The 25,995-nt window shown below is 69.0% G+C and carries 19 protein-coding genes; 12 read left to right on the forward strand and 7 right to left on the reverse strand.

The window, feature by feature from the left end; translation table 11 throughout:
- The 9 genes from EJO71_RS11740 (at position 1) to EJO71_RS11780 (ending at position 12,889) form a co-directional block, all read left to right on the forward strand.
- The gene (locus EJO71_RS11740; RefSeq protein WP_125949158.1) at positions 1–1,050 is read left to right on the forward strand and encodes an iron ABC transporter permease; all 1,050 of its coding nucleotides are present in this window, start codon (positions 1–3) and stop codon (positions 1,048–1,050) included.
- On the forward strand, positions 1,047–1,799 hold the full coding sequence (locus tag EJO71_RS11745; RefSeq protein ID WP_240651364.1) for an ABC transporter ATP-binding protein: 753 nt from the start codon (positions 1,047–1,049) through the stop codon (positions 1,797–1,799). The genes EJO71_RS11740 and EJO71_RS11745 overlap by 4 nt, the downstream gene beginning before the upstream one ends.
- 79 nt (positions 1,800–1,878) lie before the next feature.
- Positions 1,879–3,024, forward strand: coding sequence for an FAD-binding oxidoreductase (locus EJO71_RS11750; RefSeq protein ID WP_125948888.1), 1,146 nt, complete (start codon positions 1,879–1,881; stop codon positions 3,022–3,024).
- Between the two features lie 206 nt (positions 3,025–3,230).
- The gene (locus EJO71_RS11755) at positions 3,231–5,672 is read left to right on the forward strand and encodes a TonB-dependent receptor (protein WP_164546810.1); all 2,442 of its coding nucleotides are present in this window, start codon (positions 3,231–3,233) and stop codon (positions 5,670–5,672) included.
- Between the two features lie 11 nt (positions 5,673–5,683).
- Positions 5,684–6,421 (forward strand): DUF4198 domain-containing protein, encoded by a 738-nt coding sequence (locus tag EJO71_RS11760; protein ID WP_125948890.1) that lies wholly within the window; start codon positions 5,684–5,686, stop codon positions 6,419–6,421.
- A 16-nt stretch (positions 6,422–6,437) separates the two neighbouring features.
- Positions 6,438–7,679, forward strand: coding sequence for a PepSY-associated TM helix domain-containing protein (locus EJO71_RS11765; RefSeq protein ID WP_125948891.1), 1,242 nt, complete (start codon positions 6,438–6,440; stop codon positions 7,677–7,679).
- Between the two features lie 173 nt (positions 7,680–7,852).
- Positions 7,853–8,563, forward strand: a complete 711-nt coding sequence (locus EJO71_RS11770) for a response regulator transcription factor (RefSeq protein ID WP_125948892.1) — start codon at positions 7,853–7,855, stop codon at positions 8,561–8,563.
- A gap of 61 nt (positions 8,564–8,624) precedes the next feature.
- Positions 8,625–10,445 carry a hybrid sensor histidine kinase/response regulator gene (locus tag EJO71_RS11775; protein ID WP_125948893.1) on the forward strand — a complete coding sequence of 607 codons (1,821 nt, stop codon included), beginning with the start codon at positions 8,625–8,627 and terminating at the stop codon, positions 10,443–10,445.
- 206 nt (positions 10,446–10,651) lie between these two features.
- A complete protein-coding gene (locus tag EJO71_RS11780; RefSeq protein ID WP_125948894.1) occupies positions 10,652–12,889 on the forward strand; it encodes a LamG-like jellyroll fold domain-containing protein in 2,238 nt (745 codons plus the stop codon).
- 5 nt (positions 12,890–12,894) lie between these two features.
- Here EJO71_RS11780 and EJO71_RS11785 read toward each other — a convergent pair whose 3' ends face one another.
- Complete coding sequence (locus tag EJO71_RS11785) at positions 12,895–13,926, reverse strand: LacI family DNA-binding transcriptional regulator (protein ID WP_125948895.1); 1,032 nt, start codon at positions 13,924–13,926, stop codon at positions 12,895–12,897.
- 219 nt (positions 13,927–14,145) lie between these two features.
- Here EJO71_RS11785 and EJO71_RS11790 point away from each other — a divergent pair, with 219 nt between their 5' ends.
- The 3 genes from EJO71_RS11790 (at position 14,146) to EJO71_RS11800 (ending at position 18,147) form a co-directional block, all read left to right on the forward strand.
- Positions 14,146–15,498 (forward strand): GntP family permease, encoded by a 1,353-nt coding sequence (locus EJO71_RS11790; protein ID WP_125948896.1) that lies wholly within the window; start codon positions 14,146–14,148, stop codon positions 15,496–15,498.
- A gap of 11 nt (positions 15,499–15,509) precedes the next feature.
- Positions 15,510–17,069, forward strand: coding sequence for a gluconokinase (gntK, locus tag EJO71_RS11795; protein ID WP_125948897.1), 1,560 nt, complete (start codon positions 15,510–15,512; stop codon positions 17,067–17,069).
- A gap of 64 nt (positions 17,070–17,133) precedes the next feature.
- On the forward strand, positions 17,134–18,147 hold the full coding sequence (locus EJO71_RS11800; protein WP_240651365.1) for an AraC family transcriptional regulator: 1,014 nt from the start codon (positions 17,134–17,136) through the stop codon (positions 18,145–18,147).
- On the opposite strand, the gene EJO71_RS11805 is transcribed toward EJO71_RS11800, so the two are convergent.
- Genes EJO71_RS11805 through EJO71_RS11830 form a run of 6 tightly spaced genes read right to left on the reverse strand, consistent with a single transcriptional unit; the run spans position 18,144 to position 25,926 of the window.
- Positions 18,144–19,625 (reverse strand): NAD-dependent succinate-semialdehyde dehydrogenase, encoded by a 1,482-nt coding sequence (locus EJO71_RS11805; protein WP_125948898.1) that lies wholly within the window; start codon positions 19,623–19,625, stop codon positions 18,144–18,146. The genes EJO71_RS11800 and EJO71_RS11805 overlap by 4 nt on opposite strands.
- Positions 19,626–19,647: 22 nt before the next feature.
- Positions 19,648–20,736: a tartrate dehydrogenase gene (locus tag EJO71_RS11810; protein WP_125949160.1), complete on the reverse strand. Its 1,089-nt coding sequence runs from the start codon at positions 20,734–20,736 to the stop codon at positions 19,648–19,650.
- 11 nt (positions 20,737–20,747) lie between these two features.
- Positions 20,748–22,385, reverse strand: coding sequence for an ABC transporter ATP-binding protein (locus EJO71_RS11815; RefSeq protein ID WP_125948899.1), 1,638 nt, complete (start codon positions 22,383–22,385; stop codon positions 20,748–20,750).
- On the reverse strand, positions 22,385–23,290 hold the full coding sequence (locus tag EJO71_RS11820) for an ABC transporter permease (protein ID WP_125948900.1): 906 nt from the start codon (positions 23,288–23,290) through the stop codon (positions 22,385–22,387). Before EJO71_RS11820 ends, EJO71_RS11815 begins: the two co-directional genes overlap by 1 nt.
- A 16-nt stretch (positions 23,291–23,306) precedes the next feature.
- Positions 23,307–24,263: an ABC transporter permease gene (locus tag EJO71_RS11825; RefSeq protein WP_125948901.1), complete on the reverse strand. Its 957-nt coding sequence runs from the start codon at positions 24,261–24,263 to the stop codon at positions 23,307–23,309.
- Positions 24,264–24,297: 34 nt separating this feature from the next.
- Positions 24,298–25,926 carry an ABC transporter substrate-binding protein gene (locus EJO71_RS11830; protein ID WP_125948902.1) on the reverse strand — a complete coding sequence of 543 codons (1,629 nt, stop codon included), beginning with the start codon at positions 25,924–25,926 and terminating at the stop codon, positions 24,298–24,300.
- Positions 25,927–25,995: the final 69 nt, after the last annotated feature.

Consider the following 25,995-nt stretch of genomic DNA (forward strand, 5'->3'; position numbering starts at 1 on the left):
ATGACGCGGCAGCCCGCGCTCGGGGCGACGTACCGCGCACTCGTGCGGCGCAAGCGCTGGATCCTTGCCGCGCTGTCCGGCCTGCTGCTGCTGAGCTTCATGCTCGACATGGCCACGGGACCGGCGCGCCACGACCTCGCGTCGGTGGCGCTTGCGCTGGTGCGGCCCGACGGCGTGCCGGTGCAGCTGCGCGTCGTGATGTGGGACATCCGCATGCCCGTCGCCGCAATGGCGGTGGTCGCAGGTGCAGCGCTGTCGCTGGCGGGCGCGCAGATGCAGACCATCCTCAACAACCCGCTGGCGAGCCCGTTCACGCTGGGCATCTCGGCGGCGGCGAGTTTCGGCGCCGCGCTCGGGCTCGCTTTCGGCGTCAGGTTGTTTCCGCTGCTGGCCGACTACCTGGTGCCGGTCAATGCCTTCGTGATGGCGATGCTGTCGGCGGTGCTGATCCATCTCGTGAGCACGCGGCGCAACGTGGGCTCCGAGACGATCGTGCTGCTGGGCATCGCGCTGGTCTTCACCTTCAATGCATTGCTGGCGCTGGTGCAGTACTTCGCCAGCGAGCAGGCCGTCGCCGCGGTGGTCTTCTGGACCATGGGCAGCCTGGGCCGCGCGACATGGCCGAAGGTCGGTGCCGTGCTCGCCTTGCTGCTGCTGATGCTGCCGCTGTTCGCACGGCGCGCCTGGTCGCTGACGGCCATGCGGCTCGGCGACGACAAGGCCGCGAGCATGGGGGTCGACGTGCAGCGCCTGCGCCTGGAGTCCCTCGTGATGGTGAGCCTGCTCGCGGCGCTGCCGGTGTCATTCATCGGCGTGATCGGCTTCGTCGGCCTGGTCGGCCCGCACATCGCGCGCATGCTGCTGGGCGAGGACCAGCGCTACTTCCTGCCGGGCTCGCTGCTGGCCGGCGCGCTCATGCTGTCGGCCAGCTCGGTGGTCAGCAAGACCCTGGTGCCGGGTGCGATCTTTCCGATCGGCGTCGTGACGTCGCTCGTCGGCGTGCCGTTCTTCATCTCGCTCATCCTGCGGTCGAAGGGGCGCTCGTGGTGACGCTGCAGCTCGAGAACGTGGGCGCCTCGTATGCGGGCCTGGAGATCTTGTCGGAAGTCGGCACGCCGCGGTTCAACGCCGGCGAGGTCATCGCGCTGATCGGTCCCAACGCCGCAGGCAAGTCGACGCTGCTGCGCCGCATCGCCGGGCTTCTCGCCGGGCCCGGCGTCGTGCGATTCGGCCCGGCCTCACGGGGCGAGGCCGGGGTCTGCTACATGCCGCAGGACGGCACCGTCACGGCCCGGCTCACGGCCTACGAAGGCATCCTGCTGGCGTGCAAGCAGCAGCAACACGGCTGGGCGGTGCAGGCGTCCGACCTCGCGCGGATCGACGCGGTGATGGCCGGGCTCGACATCGAGGCACTGGCCTTCAGGACGCTCGACGAGATGAGCGGTGGCCAGCGCCAGCTCGTCTCGATCGCGCAGGTGTTGGTGCGCGACCCGGACATCCTGCTGCTGGACGAGCCGACGAGCGCGCTCGACATGCGCCGGCAGGCGCAGGTGCTCGCGCTGCTGCGTTCGCTCGCGCGCCAGCGCGGAAAGATCGTCGTCATCGCCTTGCACGACCTGAACCAGGCGCTGCAATTCGCCGACCAGGTCGTGGTGCTCGCCCACGGCCGGGCGCTGCACAGCGGGCGCTGCGAGGATGTGATCACGCCGGCCATGCTGCGCGATGTCTACCGGGTCGATGCACGCGTCGAGCGGTGCTCGCGTGGCACCGCGCGGGTCATCGTGGACGGCATTGCGTAGATCGGCCTGCCGCGCCCGCCAAGGCCCGACGGCCTGAAATCGCCATGCAGCGGCATCGCAGTTCAACAAAAGGGTTCGGATGAGAAAAGATGTCGTGATCGTGGGTGGCGGAATCGCTGGCGTCTCGGCGGCCTTCTTCCTGTCGCAAGGAATGTCGGTGGCACTGGTGGAGCGGGAGAGCACGCTGGGCCATCACAGTTCGGGGCGCACCGCCGCCCAGTACACGCTGGGTATCGCGGCCGACACCATGCGGCGCGTGGCGGCGGCCAGCAAGGACTTCTTCGAACAGCCGCCCGCCGGTTTCTGCGGCGGCTCCCTGATCGCGCAGCGGGGTTGCCTCACGGTCGCCCGCAGCGGCCAGGAGTCGCGCCTTCAGGGCATTCGCGAGCAGATCCGGAGCGTGGGCGCGCGGGCGCGCATCACCGATGCCGGCGAGACGCTGTCGCTGTTCCCGGCCCTGCGCCCCGGTGGCGTGGCGGCCGGTGTCCATGAGCCGGACGCCATGGATCTCGACATTGCAGCGCTGTTCAACGGCTACGCAAGCGGAGCCAAGGCACGCGGTGCTGTGTTCGTGCCGGGCGAGCCTGTGCTGTCGATCGAGCGTCGCGGTGGCATGTGGCACCTGCGTACGCCGCGCACCACGATCGAGGCATCGGTGCTGGTCAATGCGGCCGGCGCATGGGCCGATCAGGTGGCCGTGCTGGCTGGCGAAACGCCGTTGGGCCTGCAGCCGATGCGCCGTACGGCGTTCAACTTCGTGGCCGAGGGCGGCGCCAGCCCCGACACATGGCCCTTCGTCAGCAACCTGGACTACCGGTGGTACATCCGGCCAGGGAGGGGGCACATGCTGGGCAGCCTGTGCGACGCGGTGCTCGCCGCGCCCGAGGAGCTTCGCGCGCGCGACGAAGACGTGGCGCAAGCCATCGCCAACATCGAGGGCGACACCACCTTTCGCGTGAAACAGGTGCAGTCGCAATGGGCCGGGCTGCGCACCTTCGCGGCCGACCGCAATCCGGTGGTCGGCCCCCGCGCCGGCTCGCAAGGCTTTCACTGGTTGGCCGGGCAAGGCGGCTGCGGAATCCTTGCTTCCCCGGCGCTGGCGCAGGCGCTCGCGGCATCGGTCCTCGGTGACGAGCTTCCGCCCGTGCAGCGTGAGCTCGGCCTGAGCTTCGCCGCGCTGGCACCCGATCGCCAGGCCCTGCCTGCCTCCGCACCCGGGGCATGACGCCACGGGCGCAACGGGCTGCCGCCGACATACGATCGGCCGGCTCCCGGCCGGTGTCGTCGATCGGGCAAGTCAGCCGTTTCGCGGCGTTTCAAAAATATTTTGCAGAAACCGGCAGGTTCCGGAATCTCGTGCATCAAGGAATGCAGGTACCGCAAAAGCGAGCGGTGCAACCTTCATTTCATCCGATCACAGAGAACTCTCAAATGGCATTCATTGCAAAGTCCGGACGGCGCTTCGTGCCTTCTCCCTTGACGGCGGTTGCCCGCGCCGCTTGCCTCGCCGCTGCGCTGGGCGCGGCGGCGGGAAGCGGCGCGCCGGCCTGGGCGCAGACCACCCAGGCGGGCGCGCCGAGCCGGGCCTATGCGATTGCTCCCGGAACCCTGGACAGCGTGCTGGGCCGCTTCGGCCGCGAGGCGAACGTGATGATCGCCATCGATCCCACTCTCACCAGGGGCCTCGACAGCCCCGGGCTCCAGGGCAGCTTCAGCGTCTCCGACGGCCTGGGCAAACTGCTTGCCGGCAGCGGCCTCGAAGCCGTGGCAGGCACCAACGGCGGATGGCGCCTGCGCAAGGCATCGCCGGGCACGCCGGCAGCGGACGCGCGCGACAGCGCAACCCCGCGCACCGATGCGGGCGGGCCGATGCTGGCCCCGATCGTCGTCAGCGCCCAGCGCGAACGGCTCTACGACGTGCAGGACGTCAACGCCGGCGCGCTCGGGATGCGTTCGCTGCAGGACCTTCCGTTCGCCGTGGGCTCCTACACCGTGGACACCATCGAGACCCAGCGCGCACGCACCGCTCTGGACGTGCTGCGCAACGATCCGTCGGTCACGCCGACCTCGGGCTTCTCGTCGTTCGACGGCGTGGCCGTGCGCGGCTTCTCGGCCAACTCGTTCAACAACGTGCGCCGCGACGGGCTGCTGGCCAACATCTACAGCGACGTGCCGCTCGAGAACAAGGAGCGCGTCGACGTGCTCAAGGGCCTGTCGGGCTTCCTGTACGGGGTGGGCGAGCCCAGCGGCATCGTCAACTACGTGGTCAAGCGGCCCACGCGCGAGCGCTTCGCCAGCGTGACCGCCGAAGTGCGCAGCTACGGCGGGCGCTATGCGGCCGTCGACGCGGGCGGCCCGTTGAATACCGACGGCACGGTGGGCTACCGCTTCAACGCCGCGAGCGAGAAGGTCGGCGACTTCACGCACTTCGGCGACCTGAAGCGCGACTTCCTCAGCGGCGCGGTCGACATCAAGATCAACCGCGACGCGCTGCTGCAGCTGGACTTCGACTGGCAGAAGAAATCGCTCGCCGCCAGCGGCATGATCGGCCCGCGCAGCAACGGCACCGTGCTACCGGCCTCCAGCTTCGACCCGCGCACGCTCGTCGGGCAGCCTTGGGGCCAATACAAGACCGACGCCTGGAACCTCGGCGCGCGCCTGGACTACGCGCTCAACAGCAACTGGGACCTGACGGCCCAGCTCGGATTCAGCCGCACCAAGCGCAACGCGATCTTCTTCAACGCATCGCAGATCGACGCGAACGGCAACGTGCTCAAGGGCAACACGCGCTACGAAGGCGAGGCCTATCCGACCGCGGCGGGGCAGGTGTTCACCACGGGGCGCTTCAAGACCGGCTCGATCGGGCACGAGGCCGTCATCGGCTACTCGTACTCGAGCCTGCAGTCGCCCGACGGCGACTACCTGCGCTTTCCCCAGTTCATCGGCAATGTCTTCCGTCCGCTGCCGTACGCGCAGCCCTACCTGCCGGGCGACACGCACCTGCCCGCGAGCACGGCGCGGCAGAGCAGCGTGTTCCTGAGCGACACGATCTCCTTCACGCCCCAGTGGCAATTGCTGCTGGGCGCGCGGCACATCAGCTACAGCAGCGACATCGGCAGCAAGTACGACGGCACGCCCAAGTACACGACCCGCGTCACCGTGCCCACGCTGAGCGTGATGTACAAGCCGACGGAGCGCACCACCGTCTACGCCACCTACGGCGAGGGCTTCGAGCAGGGCGCCTACGCGCCGAGCTACGCCGAGAACGCACTGCAGAAGCTCGGCCCCATCAAGAGCCGCCAGTACGAGATCGGCGTGAAGAGCAGGGTGCTCGACGGCCTGATGGTCACGGCCGCGGCCTTCGACATGGACAAGCCGCTGCAGGCCGTCACGCCTTCGGACAACATCTTCCGCCAGAAGGGCAGCCAGCGGCATCGCGGCATCGAGCTCACGGCCAACGGCGAGATCACGCCGCAGCTCAGCGGCATCGCCGGCGTGTCCTGGCTCGACGCCGAGCAGCGCGACACGGGAGACGCGGCGCTCGAAGGCCGGCGCCCCAGCAACGTCGCGCGCTTCCAGGCCAACGTGTTTCTCGACTACCGCCTGGCGTCGGTGCCGGGGCTGTCGTTCAACACCGGCGTCTACCACGTCGGCAACCGGCCGCTCGACCGTGCCAACACCATGATCGTCCCGGGCTTCACGCGCTGGGACCTCGGCGCGGCGTACGTGACGAAGCTGATGGGCAAGTCCTCCGTGATCCGCCTGTCGATCGAGAACGTGACCAACAGGCGCTACTGGAGCTCGGTCAACTACGGCGGCGTGACCCAGGGCAACCCGCGCATCGTCCGCCTGGCGATGACGACGAATTTCTGAAGGGCGTGACCATGAAATCGACATCACCCATCCGTTGCCTGCTGGCTGCCTGCGGCCTGTCGGCGTTGCTGTGCGCGCCGGCGGGCGCGCATGGCGTCTGGGTCGCGCAGCGTGCCGGCGAGCTGGCGGTGGTCCTCGGCGAAGGCGCGCTCGACGAAGCCTACGAACCGGCGCAGGTGCGCGAAGCCAAGGCGTTCACCGCGAACGGTGCGCCTTCGGGCGTGAAGCTGCAGCCGCGCGAGCGCAACGTCGTCGTCGTACCCGAAGCCGACGCTGCGGTGCTCTCCGTGGCCGTGGAAGACGGCTTCTGGTCGCAAGGCGCCGACGGCAAATGGGTCAGCGGCTCGCGGGCAAAAGTGCCCGATGCGCGGCGCGCGGGCTACTACATGAAGTTCGGCACGACGCTGCTCAAGCCGGTGGCCATGCCCTTCGCTCCGCTTGGCCTGGACCTGGAGATCGTGCCGCTGATCGATCCGTCGAAGCTGCGTCGCGGGCAGCTGCTGCCCGTGCGCGTGCTGTCCAGGGGACAGCCGGTGGCTGGCGCGGCGGTCATCGGCGATTTCATCGGCAACACTGCGGGCCCGCGCGTGAAGACCGACAAGGCCGGACGCGCGAGCATCGTGGTGGGCAGCAGCGGGCTGAACGTGGTGGCCGTGTCGCTGAACAGGCCGCGAAGCGACAGGCGCGAGGCGGACGAAGACGGGCTCGAAGCCACGCTCGCCTTCACCCTGCCGCGCGCCGGCGACTGAACGCACGGCGCAGGCGATGCTTCGACGGCAGCTGCTGCTGCGCCTGCACCGCTGGATGGGCCTTGCCAGCGCGGCTTTCCTGGTGCTCGCGGGGCTGACCGGCAGCCTGCTGGCGTTCGAGGACGAGCTCGAGGTGCGGTTCAACCCCGGGCTCTTCGTCGTCGCGCCACCGGCGGGCCCCGATCGGCCGCGGCAGTTCGATCCATTCGAACTGCGGGACATGGCGCAGCGCGCGGCGCCCCCGCAGGCGAATGTCGACACCGTGATCCTGGGTCTCCAGCCCTCCCGGTCGTTGCGCTTCATCCTGTCGCCACGGACCGATCCGGAGACGGGCCGGCCGCTGCCGCTCGATGTCGACGAGCTGTTCATGGATCCGCATACCGGCGCGGTGCTCGGCACGCGCTTGTGGGGCGAGTCGCTGTTCCGGCGCGAAACCGCCGTCAGCTTTCTCTACAGGCTGCATTACTCGCTGGCGATGCCCGCGCCGTGGGGCGCGCGCATCCTGGGGACCGTGGGCTTGCTGTGGACGCTCAACTGCCTCGTCGGCCTGTGGCTGACGTTTCCGCGTCGCGGCGCGGGCCGCTCCGAGCAGGGCTGGTGGCGGCGGTGGGGCACGGCCTGGCGCTTCTCGCCTTCGGGCGGCATGGCTCGCGTGGTGCTGGGCCTGCATCGCGCATCCGGTCTCTGGTTGTGGCCGGCGATGCTGGTCTTCGCGTGGTCGAGCGTGATGTTCAACATGCGCGAAAGTGTCTACCGGCCCGTCATGTCGGTCGTCGTCTCCGCACCGGACCTCTGGGCCGGCGTGCCGCCGAGGCGCACGCCGATGCTGCAGCCGGCGATCGACTGGCGCTCCGCTCACATGGCGGCGCGAAACGCACTGGACTCGATCGCGCGGCAGAAAGGTTTCATCGTGGAGGCGGAGCGCGACCTTCGCCTGGACCGTCATCGTGGTGTCTATGTGTATCGGGTCCGATCGAGCCTGGACATTCCCGGTGCCGCCGGCGCGACAACCGTGCTCGTCGATGCGACGACCGGCATGGCGCGCGGCTTCGCGGGCGACTCGCGCGCGGGAGCACTGGAGGAGTGGCTGGGCGCGCTGCACATGGCCCGGAACTTCGGCACGCCCTACAAGGCGCTGGTCGCGCTGCTGGGCATCGGCGTCGCACTGATGTCGGCGGCCGGCCTGCTCGTCTGGTATCGCAGGGCCAGGGCGCGCATCGCATCGCGCCGCCCCGGGGCAGCTGCCTCGCCGACGTAGATCGCGGCCTCGAGCCTGTCGGTGGCGGGCTCTTCGTTTTTTCCCGGGAGAGGCCTTTTGTCCGACTTCCTTGGCCCGCCCCGGCGGCCATGAGGTTCCGGTGCCCCGAATGCATGCACCGACATGACTTTGGGCACTTATGGGGCGGCGCGGGCGCCGCATAGCATCCGCCCATGACAGAGCCCGACAGGACTTCACTCCCGTTTTCCGAGACACCGCAAGACACCGCGGCCAGGCCGCGCGCCATCCTGGTCGTGGACGATCACGATCTTGTGAGGATGGGCGTGTGCGCGCTGCTGCAGGCCAATGTGTCGTCGACGCCCATCGAAGTCATGGAGGCCGGCACTCTCGCGGAAGCCATGGCCATCTACGAGGACAACGAGGACGCGATCGAGCTGGTGCTGCTGGACCTGGCCCTGCCGGATACGCAGGGCCTGAGCGGTCTCATGGAGTTCCGCTCGCATTACCCCACCGCACGCATCGTGGTGCTCTCGGGCACCGGGACCACCTCGCTCGCGCAGGACACGCTGGCGCAGGGCGCCATGACGCTGGGCGCCTTCGCCTTCCTGCCGAAGTCCGCGACGCTGAGGGAAGTCGTGAGCTTCATCCGAGCCTGCGGGCTGCTGGGCGGCGACGCGGTGAACTACCAGGCCTTTCCCGTGCCGTCGTCCGCCGAAGTCGCGCAGCCGCTTTCCAGCAATGCCAGGCACAAGCTGACGAGGCGGCAACTGCAGGTGCTCAACTGGCTGCTGGAGGGAAAGAGCAACCACGAGATCTCCGTGCTCGCCGAGATCAGCGAAGGCACGGTGAAGAACTATGTCGCGGGCATCCTCCTGCAATTCGGCATGCGCTCGCGCGCGCAGTTGATCAGCAGCCTGCGCTGAGTCCTGCGGGCGAAGCGAAAAAAGCGGGGCTCGCGAAAGACCCCGGAGGGAGACAGAGGCAATGAACGACCAGACCCCCGGGCGCCTGCCCGTCGACGCCACGCTCGAGATGCGCGTGCTGCGCGAGCACGTGGCCTCGGTGTACGCGGGCAACACCACGGCCATTGCCGCGCACATGGGCTTCGCCGTCGTCATCGGCTGCTTCGGCTACTTCTACGTGGACCCGGCTTTCAGGTTGCTGATCGTCGCGTTGATCACGGCGATCGTGCTGGTGGATCTGTACGCGCTGCTCACGCCGCGCTGGACGCCGTCGGTGCCGCTGTCCGAGACGCCCTACTGGGAGAGGAAGTACACCCGCGTCGTCACCATCATCAGCACCATCACCGCGCCCAGCAGCCTCTTTCTCGTCAGCATCCAGGACCCGATGCTGACCACCTTCGTGACGGTGGTGATCATGGGCAGCTGGACCCGCGCCGTGCAGGCCCGCTGGCCGCTGAAGAGGGCGATGTTCGGCTACGGCATTCCCATGATGAGCGGGTTGATCGTCTCGCTGGCCTGGTATGGCGGCGCGCTCAACTGGTTCCTGGCCGGCTTCGCCTTCGTCAACCTGGTGCTGACGCTGAGTGAGGGCGTCAAGCAGAACAAGCGGCTGACGGCTTCGCTGATCCTGCAGTTCGAGAACGAAGCGCTCGCAGCCCAGCTGCGCGAGCAGATCGCCGCCACCGAGCGCGCCAGCGCCGAGAAGACCCACTTCCTGGCCGCCGCCAGCCACGACCTGCGCCAGCCGATGCATGCCATTGCGCTGTTCGGCGCCGCTTTGGGCAACACGCTGCGCCATCGCCCCGAGGTCAGGAACGTCGAGCGCATGATGCGCGCGGTGAATGCGCTCGGTGCGTCGCTGGACACCATGCTCGACATCTCGCGCCTCGACGCCGGCGTGGTGCAGCCGGTGTCGCACGCGCTGGAGCTCGACGAGTTGTTCGTCCCCTTGCACAACACTTTCTCGGTACAGGCCGAGCGCAAGAAGCTGCAGCTGCGTGTGCGCGCCAGCGGCCTGTGGGTGCATAGCGACCCGCAGCTGCTGTACCGGATGCTTTCGAACCTCGTCGACAACGCACTGAAGTACACGAGGCAGGGCGGCGTGACGGTGGTGGCGCGCACGCGCGGCCAGCACGCATGGATCGAGGTCCGCGACACCGGCATCGGCATCGCGCCGGAGCAATCGAGCCGGATCTTCGAGGAGTTCTACCAGGTGAACAACCCGGGGCGCGACCGCTCGCGCGGCCTCGGCATCGGCCTGTCGATCGTGCGGCGCCTGGGCAGCTTGCTGCACCATCCGATCGAGCTTCGGTCGCGCCCCGGCCGCGGCACGCGCTTTCGTCTCACGGTGCCCCTGGCCGAGCCGACGGAGGCATCGCAGGACGACCTCCATCTGCGCGAACTCGAATCGCCCGTGCGCCACTTCTTCCAGGTGCCGGAGCTGGAAGGGCGCGTCCTTCTCATCGACGACGAGGAAGACATCCGCGAGGCGATGACGGAGCTCATGCATGCCTACGGAATCGAGGTCGTGGCGGTGGCCGGCGAGGCCGAGGCCGAGGAAGTGCTCATGCAGCCCGACGCGGAAGTGAAACCCGTGGCCCTGCTGGTGTGCGACTACCGGCTGGGCGAGGGCGCGGAGGGGCTGCAGGTGGGGTTGCGGCTGCGCGAGCGCTTCCGGCTCGACGCGCCGATGCTGCTGATCACCGGCGAGACGGCACCCGAACGGCTGCAGCGCGTGCGCGAGTGGGGCGTGCCCGTGCTGTTCAAGCCCGTCAGCGCGGCCACGCTCATGCAGGCCATCGCCGAGGTCATGAATGTCGAGGCGCGGGCGGACAGCCTCTGAGTTCGCCGCGCGGTCCGCGAACTGGCACTGACATTCCCGGGCCTGCCGGGCGCCCGTGGTGACAGCGAATGTCACTCCGGTACATGCATTCTTCGATGCAATGCGTGCCATTGCATTCACCGGTGCCGGTAATGGCACGACATGTTGCGGCGCAGGCGACGGGGCACGCGTTTTGCTGAATCAAATCTTTACAGATTTCGGCAAGGATGCATTCGTTGGACGATGACAAGAACGGCTTCTCCCTGGACCGCCGTGTTTTCTTTCTGGGCACCGCAGGTGCCCTCGTTCTGGGAACGACGGCTTGCGGAGGTGGAGGAGGCGGCTTCTCCTTTCCGGTGACTGGCACTGGCGCGCAGACCGCTGCCGGGCAGCAGACGGCAGGCGCCACCGATACCGCCGGCACCACCACGGCCGCCGACCCGGCATCGGCGACACCCGCGGCGCAAGCCCGCAAGTTCGTCCACCCCGGCCTGCTGCACACCGAGGCCGACTTCGAGCGCATGCGCCAGAAGGTCGCGGCGCAGGCGCAGCCCTGGCTCGACGGCTGGAACACGCTGACTTCCAACGGCCGCTCGCAGCTGGGCGCCACGCCACGGCCGCTGGCGACGGTGATCCGCGGCGGCGACGGCTCGAACTTCGCGCAGATGTACATCGACATCGCGCGTGCCTATCAACTCGCGCTGCGCTGGAAGGTCTCGCAGGACACGCGCTATGCCGACCTCGCCGTCGCCTTCCTGAACGCATGGTCGTCCACGCTGACCCTGGTCACCGGCAACTCCGACCGTTTCCTCGCGGCCGGCATCTACGGCTACCAGTTCGCCAACGCGGGCGAGATCATGCGCACCTACGAGGGCTGGGCGGCGAGCGATTTCGCGCGCTTCCAGAACATGATGCTCACCGTGTTCTATCCGCTGAACCACAGCTTCCTGATCGACCACAACGGCTCCGAGATCACCAACTACTGGGCCAACTGGGACCAGTGCACGCTGGCCTCGATGCTGGCCATCGGCGTGCTGTGCGACCGGCCCGACATCTACGACGAGGCGATGAGCTACTACAAGACCGGGCAGGGCAACGGCGCGGGCCTGCAGGCGGTCTACCACGTGCATCCGGGCTACCTCGGCCAGTGGCAGGAGAGCGGGCGCGACCAGGGCCATTGCACGCTGGGCATCGGCCTTGCCGGCGCGTTCCACGAGATGGCGTGGAACCAGGGCGACGACACCTACGGCTACGAGAACAACCGCTTCCTCGCGGGCGCCGAGTACGTCGCCAAGTCCAACCTGACCGACAGCAGCACCGGCGACTTCTACACGGTGCCTTTCTTCACCAACATCAACAGGCAGGGCACGCAGTCCGTGCTGTCGACCGCAGGGCAGGGGCACCGGCGCGGCATCTGGGAAAGCGTCTACAACCACTACGCGAACCGTCTCGGCATTGCCACGCCCTACACCTCGCTGCAGGCGATCCAGATGCGCCCGGAGTCGGACAGCGGCAACGGCGACCAGCTGGGCTTCGGCACGCTGACCTTCACGCGCGACCCGCTCACGGCGCAGGGCAAGCCGAGCAGGCTCACCGCGCACGTGCGCGGCACGCAGGTGGTGCTGTCGTGGTGGGGCTGCCCCGATGCGCAGAGCTATACCGTCAAGCGCGCGAGCACGGCGGGCGGGCCTTACTCCACCGTCGCCCCGGGCATCACCGACACGCTCACGTTCACCGACGGCACCGTCAACGCCGGGGAGGTCTGGTACTACGTGGTCGTCGCGGTGAGCGCGTCGGGCGAGAGTGCTGCGTCCAACGAGGAAAGGGCGGCGCTCAAGCCCGAGCTGCTGATGCAGCTGAAGTTCGATGAATCGGGCGGCACGCAGGTGGCGGACGCGACCGGCCGGTTCGCCGCGAGCGGGCTGCAAGGCGGCGCGACCCTGGCCGCCGGACGCGAAGGCAACGCGGTCGCCCTCGACGGCGCTACCGGCCACGTCGTCCTGCCGACGGGCGCGGCGAAGAGCCTCGGCGACTTCAGCGTCAGCGCCTGGCTCTACCTCGACAAGCTTTCGACCTGGTCGCGCGTCTTCGACTTCGGCTCGGGCGAGCGCCGCTACATGATGCTGACCGTGCGCAACGGCAGCGGCGTGCCGCGGTTCTCGATTTCCACCGTCCATGGCTACAACGAGCAGGTGATCGATGGCTCGGCGGCGCTGCCGACCGGCCGCTGGGTGCATGTCGCGGTCACTGTTTCCGGCGCGCTCGGCACCCTGTACGTCGATGGCGTCGAGGCCGGCTCCAATGCGCAGATGAGCCTGGCGCCCTTCGACCTGGGCGCGACAACGCAGAACTGGCTGGGGCGCTCCCAGTTCTCGAGCGATCCCTATCTGCAGGGCCGCATCGACGACTTCCGCGTCTACGGCGGTGCGCTCGGCAGCGCGGAAGTGGCGGCGCTGGCGCTGTAGGCGCCTCAGCTGCTTTGCCGCACCACCAGCTCGAAGCCCAGGTCCAACGTGCGCTCGGCCACCGTCTCCTCGCGCATCAGCGCCAGCAGCATGTTGGCCGCGCGTTCGCCGATCTCCTGGCGCGGGGTGCGCACGGTGGTCAACGGCGGCAGCATCTGGTCGCTGCCGCCCAGATCGTTGAAGCCGGCGATCGCCACGCGCTTCGGCACCTCGACGCCGGTGCGCAGCGCGGCGAGCAGCCCGCCCTGGGCGAGGTCGTCGTTGCAATAGAAGATGGCGTCCACGTCGGGGTGGCGCGCGAGCAGGTCCTCGAACTGGCGGCCGCCCAGCGCCATGGAGGTCGGGCCCGGCACCAGCAGTTCGAGCGCCGGATCGTGGCAGCCCGCCGCGCGCAGCGCCTCGCGATAGCCTTCCAAGCGCAGCATCACGCGCGGATCGAGCTGGCCGGCGGCATACGCGATGCGCCGGCGGCCGCGCTGCAGCAGGTGCTGCACGATGGCTCGGCCCGCGTCCTGCTGCGAGAAGCCCACGCTGTGCACGCCGGGTTCGGCCGAGGTTTCCATCAGGTACACGCAGGGCGCCTTGCTGCGCTCGAGCATCTGCACGGCCGCGGCGCTGCGGTCGAAGCCCGTCAGAAGCACGCCCGCCGGCCGCTGCGAGAGGTAGCTGCGCAGCAGCGCCTCTTCCTGCGCCGGGTCGTAGTGCGTCACGCCGATGAGCGACTGGAAGCCGTGCGGCGACAGCGCGTCCTGAACCGCCTCCAGCAGTTCCACGAAGAGCTGGTTGGTCAGCGAGGGGATCAGCACCGCCACGTGCGAACTGCGTGCCGAGGCCAGCGCGCGCGCCGCCACGTTGGGCACGTAGCCGAGCTGGTCGACCGCCGCCTGCACGCGGGCCTGCAGCTCGGGCGCCACGTTGCGCGCACCGCGCAGCGCCCGCGACACGGTGATCGGGCTCACCCCGCAGGCGCGCGCCACGTCGTCGAGCGTGACGTGGCTGGAAGAGCGGGAGCGCGGGCGGTCGGGGGTGTCGGCCATGGTCGGGCGGATCTTAGGGTTAGTACCAAGCTGGATTTGGACAGCGCTGTCCTAGGATAGCGCTATCCCAGCCCTTGTCCGATTCGGAAAAACCCGAGCGCGCACCAGAGCTGGTTTTTTTGAATTGTGCGGGACAGCGCTATCCAGACTGTTGTCCCACCCGCCGGGCAGCCTTCCAGCCTTCTTTTTCATGGGCAGGCCCGGATTCAGGAGACAACCATGTTCGGAATGAGCCAAGAGATGTTCCTGCTCGTCGATGCCCTGGTGGCGATCGTCGGGCTGATCCTTCTGATCACGCGCTGGCGCGTGCACCCCTTCATCGCGCTGACGCTGGCCGCCGGCTTCCTCGGCCTGACCTCGGGCATGCCGGTCGACAAGGTCATGAAGTCCTTCCAGGACGGCTTCGGCGGCGTGCTGGGCTTCGTGGGCATCGTGCTGGGCCTGGGCACCATGCTCGGCAAGATGATGGCGGAGTCGGGCGGCGCCGACCGCATCGCGCGCACGCTGATCGACGCCTTCGGCCGCGAGCGAGTGCACTGGGCGATGATGTTCGCGGCCTTCCTGGTCGGCATCCCGCTGTTCTTCGAGATCGGCTTCGTGCTGCTGATCCCGCTGGTGTTCATCGTGGCGCGGCGCACCGGCGTGTCGCTCATCCGCATCGGCATTCCGCTGCTGGCGGGCCTGTCGGTGGTGCACGGCCTGGTGCCGCCGCATCCGGGGCCGCTCTTGGCCATCGGCGTCTTCAATGCCGACATCGGCAAGACCATCTTCTACGGCCTGATCGTCGGCCTGCCCACCGCGATGATCGCGGGCCCGATCTTCGGCAAGTTCATCTCGAAGTACGTGCCGGGCGAGGCCTCGCCCGAGCTGATGGAGCAGCTGGCGCGCGAGCCCGAGGCCCGCGAGCTGCCCGGCTTCGGCATCACGCTGGTCACGGTGCTGCTGCCGGTGGCGCTGATGCTGCTGAAGACTTTTGCCGACGTGGCGCTGGACGAGAAGAACATCGTGCGCCAGTGGATGGACTTCATCGGCCACCCGATCACCGCGCTGCTGGCGGCGCTGCTGCTGTCGCTCTACACCTTCGGCTTCGCGCGCGGCTTCACCTCGAAGCAGATCATGAAGTTCGTCGACGACAGCCTCGCGCCCACCGCGGCCATCGTGCTGATCATCGGCGCGGGCGGCGGCTTCAAGCAGATGCTGGTGGCCAGCGGCGTGGGCAACGCGATCGGGCAGATGGCACTGCATGCGCAGGTCTCGCCGATCCTGCTCGCCTGGCTGGTGGCGGGGCTGATCCGCATCGCCACCGGCTCGGCCACCGTCGCCACCATCACCGGCGCGGGCATCGTCGCGCCGCTGGCGACCATGGTGCCGGGCGTGAACCGCGAACTGCTGGTGCTGGCCACCGGCGCGGGTTCGCTGATCCTGTCCCACGTCAACGACGCGGGCTTCTGGCTGGTCAAGCAATACTTCAACATGACGGTGGCCGAAACCTTCAAGACCTGGACAGTGATGGAAACGCTGATCTCGGTCGTGGCCATCATCTTCATCATGCTGTTGAGCCTGATCGTTTGAGGAGACGCGCCATGGGCCGCATCGTCATCGGTGTCGACATCGGAACCACCAGCACCAAGGCCGTGGCCTTCACGCCCGCCGGGCGCGTGCTGGCGCACGACACCATCGAGTACCCGCTGCTGCAGCCCGAGGCAGCGGCCGCCGAGCAGGACCCGCAGCAGATCTTCCAGGCCGTGCTCTCGGCCATCGCCAGCTGCGTGAAGCAGAGCAAGGCCGCGCCGGCCGACGTGCTCGCGGTGTCCTTCAGCGCGGCGATGCACAGCCTGATCCTGGTCGACGACGCGGGCGCGCCGCTCACCAACAGCATCACCTGGGCCGACCACCGCGCCTCGGCCTGGGCCAGCCGCATCCGCGACGAGTGGGACGGGCTCGCGATCTACCGCCGCACGGGCACCCCGATCCATCCGATGTCGCCGCTGGCCAAGCTGGTGTGGCTGCGCCACGAGCGCGCCGAGCTCTTCGCGCGCGCCGCGCGCTTCGTCGGCATCAAGGAGTACGTGTTCTTCCGGCTCTTCGGCCAGTGGCAGGTCGACCACTCGATCGCCTCGGCCACGGGGCTCTTCGACATCGGGAAGCTCGACTGGGACGAAGCGGCGCTCGCTCTCGCCGGCGTGCGCGCCGAACAGCTGTCGCAGCCGGTGCCGACCACCTGGCACATCGAGGGCCTCGCGGCCGACGTGGCGGCGCAGCTGGGCCTGTCGCGCGACACCCCCTTCGTGATCGGCGCCAACGACGGCGTGCTCTCCAACCTCGGCGTGAACGCGGTGGCGCCCGGCGAGGTGGCAGTGACCATCGGCACCAGCGGCGCGATGCGCACCGTGGTCGACCACCCCATGACCGACCCCGAAGGCCGCACCTTCTGCTACGCGCTCGCCGAACGGCGCTGGGTGGTGGGCGGACCGGTGAACAACGGCGGCATCATCCTGCGCTGGGTGCGCGACGAGTTCGCCTCGGCCGAAGCCGAGACCGCCAAACGCCTGGGCATCGACACCTACGAGGTGCTCACGCGCATCGCCGAGCGCGTGTCGGCCGGCTCGGAAGGGCTGGTGTTCCACCCCTTCCTCACCGGCGAGCGCGCGCCCTACTGGAACGCCGACCTGCGCGGCTCCTTCTTCGGGCTGGGCATCCACCACCGCAAGGAGCACATGATCCGAGCGGTGCTCGAGGGTGTGATCTTCAACCTGTACAGCATCCTGCCGGCGGTCGAGTCGATCGCCGGGCGCAGCGCGCGCATCAAGGCCACCGGCGGCTTCGCGCGCTCGGGCATGTGGCGCCAGATGATGGCCGACGTGTTCGACCGCGAAGTGGTCGTGCCCGAGAGCTTCGAGAGCTCATGCCTCGGCGCCGCGGTGCTGGGGCTCTATGCGCTGGGCCACGTCGATTCGCTCGACGCCGTCGCGGGCATGGTCGGCGCCACGCACCGCCACACGCCCAACGCCAAGAACGCCGCGCTCTACCGGCAGCTGCTGCCGGTGTACCTCTCGCTGCCGCGCAAGCTCGGCGAGGAATACCGCCTGCTCGCCGCGTTCCAGCAGCAGACGGCGATGCCGCCGCCGGCGCGGCGAAGCTGACGGCTCCAGGGTCGTCGTTGTCCATCGGAGATGTGCTGGAGGAAAACTGATCTTGCTGAACACGATGACGCCCGCCTCCATCACCCATGCGCATCCGCATGCGAAAGCCGCGCGCCCCATGCCACTGGTGCAGCCGGTGCGGCGGCATGGCTCACGCGGCATGGAGACGGTCGCATGGCGTGCGCCGACGGCCCCCGCGCCGGCTCGCGCCGAAGCGCCGCGCGATGCTTCCGCCACGGTCCGATGCGAGCCGGCCACCGCGCCCGCGGCCCACGCAAGCGCAGCGCGCTGCCTGCACGATCACGAACTGCACCTGATCGGCTCGATACCCGCGCGCCTGCGCATCGGCAGCGGCGCGGACGAAGAGATGCACAGCTTCGCGCCGGGCACCGTCGTGCTGCTCGGTCCCCGGTTGCCGCGCAGCCTCGCCTTCGAGCACCGCGTGCAGCCGGACAGCAGCAGCGCGGGTGGACTGGTGCTGCGCTTCAGCGACGAGCCGCTGAAGCGCGGCATGGCGCTCTTTCCGGAACTCGCCGACGCGGGGCCGCTGCTGGCCCGCGCGCGGCTGGGCGTGCAGTTCGTCGGGCTGGAGGCGGGCACGCTCGCGCGCCTGCGCCGCATCGAAACCTTGCGCGGGCTCGCGCGATTTTCCGAATTCACCGCGCTGCTGAACGAGCTCGCGCAGTGGAGCAACTACCGCGTGCTCTCCGGCGTTGCCCTGGCCGGCGAAGGCCTGGGCGACGACGCCCGTGCGCTGCGCATGCACAAGGCGATCGACCACATCCGCGACAACTACGCCGAGGACCTGTCGCTGGCCGAGGTGGGCGCGATCGTGGGCATGCGCGAGAACGCCTTCTCGCGCAGCTTCCGCCGCACCACGGGGCAGACCTTCACCGACTTCGTGATCGGCCTGCGCGTGGCCAGGGCCTGCCGGCTGCTGGCATCCACGCGCCAGCACGTGAGCAGCATCTGCTACGAGGTCGGCTTCAACAACATCTCGAACTTCAACCGGCACTTCCGGCGGATCGAGGGAATGACGCCGGGCGAGTTCCGCGCCGGCCGTGCCTGGGGCGGCTAGCTCAGGCCGCCCTGGCAGACGTACTTGATGTGCATGTAGTCCTCCAGGCCATGCACGGAGCCCTCGCGACCGTAGCCTGATTCCTTCACGCCACCGAAGGGCGCGGCCTCGGCCGCCAGCGCGCCTTCGTTGATGCCGACGATGCCCGACTCCAGCGCATCGGCCACGCGCTGGATGCGCCGCACGTCCGTCGAATAGAAGTACGCGGCGAGGCCGAATGGCGTGTCGTTGGCGGCGGCGACCACCTCGACCTCGCTCTCGAAGCGCGTGACCGGCACCACGGGCCCGAAGGTTTCCTCGCAGCTGCATTCCATCGTCGGGTCGGCATTCACCAGCACGGTGGGCGCGTAGTAGTTGGGGCCGTCGCAGCGCGCGTCGCGCAGCCGCTTACCGCCGACGACCACGCGGGCGCCCCGCGAGACGGCATCGCGCACGTGACGCTCGATCTTGTCGACCGCGCGCGCGTTGATCATCGGGCCGATCTGCGAGTCGGGCTCCGTGGCGGGGCCGACCTTCAACGCGCCGACCCGCGAGGCCAGCTTGTCGACGAAGGCGTCGTGCACTGCAGCCTGCACGAACACGCGGTTGGGGCACACGCACGTCTGCCCGCCGTTGCGGAACTTCGCGGCCACCAGGCCTTCGACCGCGGCATCGATGTCGGCGTCCTCGAACACGATGAAAGGTGCGTTGCCGCCGAGTTCGAGCGAGAGCTTCTTCAGCGTGTCGGCCGAGCGGCGTGCGAGGTGCTTGCCCACGGGGGTGGAGCCGGTGAAGGTGATCTTGCGCACGCGCGGGTCGTCGAGCCAGGCGTCGACCACCTCGGGCGTGCGTTCGCGCGAGGCCGTCACGATGTTCAGCACGCCCGGAGGTACGCCGGCTTCCTGTGCCAGCTTCACGAGTGCCAGCGAGGTCAGCGGTGTGTCTTCGGCCGGCTTGCACACCACGGTGCAACCGGCAGCGAGGGCCGGCGCGATCTTGCGCGCGATCATCGCGGCCGGGAAGTTCCACGGCGTGATCGCGGCGACCACGCCGACAGGCTCGCGCAGCGCGAGCATGCGGCGGCCCGTCACCGGTGCGGGAATGATCTCTCCGTTGGCGCGCGTGGCCTCTTCGGCGAACCATTCGATGTAGCTGGCCGCGTAGGCGACCTCGCCGCGCCCTTCGGCCAGCGGCTTGCCCTGCTCGCGCGAGATGAGCCGGCCCAGGTCTTCCTGGTGCGCCATCACGAGGTCGTTCCAGCGCTTGAGGATCTGCGCGCGCTGCTTTGCGGGCACCGCGCGCCAGGCGGGGAGGGCCGCATGTGCTGCATCGGTGGCCGCGCGCGCGTCGGTGGCCGTGCCGTCCGGCACGCTCGCGAAGACGCCGTCGGTCGCGGGGTCGGTGACATCGAGGCGGCGGCCGTCGCCGGCTTCGCGCCACTCGGCGCCGATGAGATGCCGTCCCGGCATCAGGTCTTCACGTTGGAGTTCGAGAGTCATTGTCGAAAAGTCTTTCTTCGTTTCAGGCCGCCGCGACGCGCTCGGCGATCGCGATGCCCACTTCGGTGGTGCTCGCCGAGCCACCGAGATCGCGCGTGCGCGGACCGTCGCGCAGCACCGCCTCGATGGCGCCCAGGATCGCGTCGTGCGCCGCGCGCCCCGCGCCTTGCCCCTGCGTGAGGAAGTCCAGCATCAGCGCGCCGGACCAGATCATCGCGATCGGGTTGGCGATGTTCTGTCCGTAGATGTCGGGCGCCGAGCCGTGCACCGGCTCGAACAGCGACGGAAACTTGCGCTCCGGGTTGAGGTTGGCCGACGGCGCAAGGCCGATGGTGCCGGTGGTCGCGGGGCCGAGGTCGGAGAGGATGTCGCCGAACAGGTTGCTCGCCACCACCACGTCGAAGCGCGTGGGCTGCAGCACGAAGCGCGCCGACAGGATGTCGATGTGCTGCTTGTCGACCGTCACCTCCGGGTAGTCGAGGCCGACCGCGTCGGCGCGCTTGTCCCACCACGGCATGCTGATCGCGATGCCGTTGCTCTTGGTGGCCACCGTCAGGTGCTTGCGCCCGCGCGCACGCGCGGTCTCGTACGCGAAGCGCAGAACGCGGTCGGCGCCGTGGCGGGAGAACACCGACTCCTGGATCACGATCTCGCGTTCGGTGCCCTCGTACATCACGCCGCCGAGCGAGGTGTATTCGCCCTCGGTGTTCTCGCGCACCACGAGGTAGTCGATGTCGCCGGGCTTGCGGCCGGCCAGCGGGCAGGGCACGCCCTCGAACAGGCGCACCGGGCGCAGGTTGATGTACTGGTCGAACTCGCGGCGGAACTTCAGCAGCGAACCCCAGAGCGACACGTGGTCGGGCACCGTGGCGGGCCAGCCGACCGCGCCGAAGTACAGCGCGTCGACGCCCTTGAGGTGCTCCTTCCAGTCGTTCGGCATCATCTGGCCATGCGCGGCGTAATAGTCTGCGCTCGCCCAGTCGATGGTGCGGCAGTCGAGCTCGAAGCCGAAGCGCTCCGCGGCGGCCTGCACCACGCGCAGGCCCTCGGGCATCACTTCCTTGCCGATGCCGTCGCCGGGAATCACGGCGATGCGGAAGGTGGGGGTCATTTCGGTCTTTCTCATGATGCGAGCGCCTTGGCGTGGTCCACGCGGTCCATCTCGTCGAGCCAGCCCTGGCGCAATTCGGGCACCGAGCGCGCAAGCAGCTCGTAGTAGGGGTGGTGCGGGCCGCGGTCGTAGTCGGCGCGCGCCACCTGCGCGAGCTTGCGGCCATGCTGCATCACCACGATCTCGTCACACACCGCGCGCACCGTGTGCAGGTCGTGGCTGATGAAGAGGTACGACACGCCCAGCTCGCGCCGCAGTTCCGCGATCAGGTCGAGCACCGCCGCGCCCACCACGGTGTCCAGCGCGGAGGTCACTTCGTCGCAGAGGATCAGGTCCGGCTCGGCCGCGAGCGCACGCGCGAGGTTCACGCGCTGCTTCTGCCCGCCCGAGAGGCCGCCCGGCAGGCGGCCGGCCACTGTCTGCGGCAGCTTCACCAGATCGAGCAGTTCGCGGATGCGCTTGCGCAGCGGCTCGCCGCGCAGTCCCTTGTAGAACTCCAGCGGCCGCGCCAGGATGCGCTCGATGGTCTGCGACGGGTTCAATGCCGTGTCGGCCATCTGGAACACGATCTGGATGCGGCGCAGCTCGTCGCGCTCGCGCTGCTGCAGCGTGGGCTTCAGTTCCCGCCCGTGGAACAGCACGTTGCCGTGGCTGGGCTTCAGCAGGCCCGCCACCGCGCGCGCCAGCGTGGTCTTGCCCGAGCCCGACTCGCCGATCACGCCGATCGCCTGGCCCCGGTAGAGCTTCAGGTCGATGTCCTGCAGGATCGGCTTGGCCGGGCGTCCTTGTGCATCCACCGGGCCGTAGCCTGCCGAGAGCTGGCGCACTTCGAGCAGCAGTTCACGGCCGTCGTCCGCGGCACCGGCCGAAGCGCGCGTCTGCGGCCGCGCGGCGGCCAGCAGGCTCTTCGTGTAGTCGTCGGCCGGCGCGGCGAGGATCCGGCCGGTCGCGTTCAGCTCGCGCATGGTGCCGTTGCGCAGCACCAGGATGTGGTCGGCCATCTGCGCCACCACGGCCAGGTCGTGGCTCACGTACACCGCGGTGGCACGGCGCTCGCGCACCACGCGGCGGAAGGCGCGCAGCACCTCGATCTGCGTGGTCACGTCGAGCGCGGTGGTCGGCTCGTCGAGGATCACGAGGTCGGGGTCGCCGATCAGCGCCATCGCCGCCATCAGCCGCTGCAGCTGGCCGCCCGACACCTGGTGCGGATAACGCGCGCCGATGCCTTCCGGATCGGGCAGCGCCAGCTCGCGGAAGAGCTGCACCGCCTTGGCCTCCGCCTCGGCCCGCTTGCACAGGCCGTGGATCACGGTGGGCTCGACCACCTGGTCCATGATCGTGCGCGAAGGGTTGAAGGATGCCGCCGCGCTCTGCGCGATGTAGGCGACGGTACGCCCGCGCAGCGCGCGCTGCGCACGGGCATCGAGCGCCAGCACGTCGGTGTCGCCGATGAGCACCCTGCCCGCCGAGATGTTGCAGCCGTGGCGCGCATGGCCCATCAGCGCCAGCGCGGTGGTGGTCTTGCCCGAGCCCGACTCGCCGATCAGCGCCAGCACCTCGCCGGGCTGCACCGAGAAGCTCAGGTTGTCGACCAGCGTGGCGGCGCCGGCGCAGATGCTCAGGCCTTCGACGGTAAGTGGTGCGCCCATCAGCGTGTCCCCCGTTCGCGCGCGGCACGGCCGGGCAGGTTGTCGATGACGAGATTGACCGCGATGGTCAGGCTCGCGATGGCCAGCGCCGGCACGATGACCGAGGCGCCGCCCATGGCCAGTGCGCCGATGTTCTCGCGCACCAGCGAACCCCAGTCGGCGGCGGGCGGCTGTATGCCCAGGCCCAGGAAGCTCAGGCTCGCCAGCAGCAGCACGATGTAGACGAAGCGCAGGCCCAGGTCGGCCAGCATCGGGCCGACGATGTTGGGCAGGATCTCGCGCAGCATGATGTAGAGCGTGCCTTCGCCGCGCGTGCGCGCCACCGTCACGTAGTCGAGCGCGTTGATGTTCACGGCCAGCGAGCGCGCGATGCGGAAGGCGCCCGGCACGTAGATGATGGCCGCCGTGGCCACCAGCATCGGCACCGAGGAGCCGAAGCCCGCCACCATGATGAGCGCGAACATCTTGCTCGGAATGGCAGTGAGGGTGTCGAGCCCGCGGCTGAGCGTTGCGTCGATCCAGCGGCCGCTGGCTGCCGCCAGCAGCGCCAGCGTGGTGCCGACGCCGCTGGCCACGACGGTGGCGAGCAGCGCGACACCGACCGTGTAGCGCGCGCCCTCGATCACGCGCGCCAGCATGTCGCGGCCGAGGTAGTCGGTGCCGAGCCAGTGCGCCGCGCTGATCGGCGAGAACACGTTCGAGGTGCCCGTGGCCACTGTGCTGTACGAGAGCAGCCAGGGGCCGAAAGCCGCCGCGAGCAGCCAGAAGAGCAGCACCGCGAGCCCGAGCAGGCCCGAGGGCCCGAAGCCCGCGAGCCAGCGCAGCGGCGATGCCCGGGAGGCAGGAGCCGCGGCGCTCATGGCCGGAGAAGACGGCGAAGGCGCAGAGGAGGTGGACGATTCCATGTCGGTGGCCTCTGCGTCAGCGGTGCCGCAGCCGCGGGTTGGCGACGATGCCGCAGATGTCGGCGGCGGTCACCAGGATCAGGTAGGCGCCGCAGAAGATCATGGCGCAGGTCTGCACCAGCGGCATGTCGCGCTGCGAGACACCGTCGACCATCAGCTTGGCGATGCCCGGGTAGTTGAAGATCGTCTCCACGATGATCACGCCGCCCAGCAGGTACGACAGGCTCAGCGCCACCGCATTGGCGATCGGCCCCACCGCGTTGGGCAGCGCGTGCGCCAACACCGTGCGCATCGGCGATGCGCCCTTGAGCCGCACCATCTCGATGTAGGGCGCCTCCAGCTGGTCGATGACCGCGGCGCGCGTCATGCGCATCATCTGCGCGACGATCACGCAGCAAAGCACCAGCACCGGCATTGCGAAGGCCTGCAGCATCTGGCCCAGCGAATCGATGTCGTTGACGAAGGAAAGCGCCGGCAGCCAGCGAAGCTTCACCGCGAACACCAGCACCGCCAGCGTCGCCACCAGGAACTCCGGCACCGACACCACCGCCACCGCCGAGGTGGAGGCCGCGCGGTCGAACCACGAGCCGCGCCACACCGCCGAGGCGATGCCCAGCGCCAGCGCGATCGGCACCGAGAACAGGGCGGTGACGGCAGCCAGCAGCAGCGAGTTGGGCAGCCGGCTGGCCACCAGCTCCGACACCGGCATCTGCGTCGTGGCCGAGCGGCCGAGGTCGCCCTTCGTCATGCCGAGCAACCACTGCGCATAGCGCTTGGGCGCCGGCACATCCAGCCCCATCTGCGCGCGCAGCGCGGCCAGCGCTTCGGGCGTGGCGTCCTGCCCGAGCTGTTCCTCGGCCGCGTCGCCGGGCAGCACGGCGGTGATCGAGAACACGATCACCGACACCGCCAGCAGCGACAGCAGCGCGAGCGCGATGCGCTGTGCAAGGAGCTTGAGGATCACCTGGTTCATGGGAAACACCCCAGCGAGGACCGACCCATGCGCGTCATGCGTCTAGCCACACGTTCTCGGCGAAGTTGTAGCCCATCAGGCCGCCCAGCGGAATCGGCGACAGCCCCTTGAGTTTCGAGCTGTGGCCGTCGATGCTCGCGAGGAACAGCGGAATGCCGATGCCCGCGTCCTGGTGGATCATGGTCTGCATGTCGGCGTACATCTGCTTGCGCTTGGCCAGGTCGGTCTCGGCGCGCGAGGCCAGCAGCAGCTGGTCGAACTTCTCGCTCTTCCAGCGCGACTCGTTCCAGGCCGCACCCGACTGGAAGAACTGCGTGAGCAGCACGTCGGCGCTCGGGCGCGGGTTGACGTTGCCGAAGCCCACCTGGCTGTTGAGCCAGTGGTTCGACCAGTAGCCGTCTGCCGGCATGCGCTTGATGTCGAGTTCCAGGCCGACGCGCTGCGCGGTCTGCTGCAGCATCAGCGCGATCTCCACCGAGTAGAGCGCCGCCGGCGATGCAACCACCGGCACCTTGCCGGTGATGCCGGCCTTCTGCAGATGGAACTTCGCCTTCTCCGGATCGAAGGGGCGCTGCGGCAGGCCGGCGAAGTGGAAGCGGTTGGTCGGGTCGATCGGCTGGTCGTTGGCGACCACCGCGTAGTCGAGCGCGATGGTCTTCTTCATCTGCTCGCGGTCGAACAGGTGCTTCATGCCGAGCACGAAGTCGGGGTTGGCGCCGGGGCCCGCGTCCTTGCGCATCACCAGGTCGGAGTATTGGCCCGACTGCGTGACGAAGATGCCGAAGCCCGGCGTGCCCTTCACGCGCTCCACCGAGCGCGGATTGACCGAGCCCACCAGGTCCATGCCGCCCGACAGCAGCGCGTTGACGCGTGCGCTCTCGTCGCCGATGCCGACGAACTCGATCTCGTCGAGGTAGGGCTTGCCGGGCTTCCAGTAGGCCTCGTTGCGCACCACCAGCGAGCGGATGCCGGGCTTGAACTCCTTGAGCTTGTAGGGGCCGGTGCCGATGCCGGCGTTGAAGTCGGTGGTGCCGTCCTTGACGATGTGGAAGTGGAAGGTGCCCAGGATCACCGGCAGGTCGGCGTTCGGTGCGCTCAGCAGCACCGTCACTTCGTTGGGGCCGGTGGCCTTCACGCTCTCGATCTGGTCGGCGAGCACCTTGGCCTTGGAGGCCGTGGCCGGGTCCTTGTGGCGCATCACCGAGAAGACCACGTCGGCCGGCGAGAGCGCCTTGCCGTCGTGGAACACCACGCCCTTGCGCAGCGTGAACACCCAGGTCTTCGCGTCCTTCGTGGTGAACGACTCGGCCAGCGCGGGTTGCGGCGTGAGGCTGCCGTCCAGCGAGGTGAGGCAGTTGTAGAGCATGTTGCCGCGCGAGTAGTCGGTCTGGTTCGACTGCTTGGCGGGGTCGAGCGTGTCGGTCGCAGCGGCGGTGGCCCCCGCCACCCGGATGCGGCCGCCGCGCCGCGGCGTCTGCGCGTGGGCCGACACCGCCATGCCCGCCAGGCTGCCGGCCAGCGTGGCCTGCATGCCGCCGGCCATCAGCATCGACAGGATGTCGCGCCGCGTGGCGCCGCGTCGCAGCGATGCCATCACGCGAAGGCTTTCATCGGGGCCGACGAGTTTGTCGAAGCTCTTGTTGTCGCTGCTGCTGTCGCTCATGGTGAGTGCTCCTGGGGGCCGTGGGGTGGAAGAAATCGGGAACGAACGAAAGAAAGAGATGACCGCGGG

This window comes from Variovorax sp. 679, from assembly GCF_003952185.1.
Taxonomy (GTDB): Bacteria; Pseudomonadota; Gammaproteobacteria; order Burkholderiales; family Burkholderiaceae_C; genus Variovorax.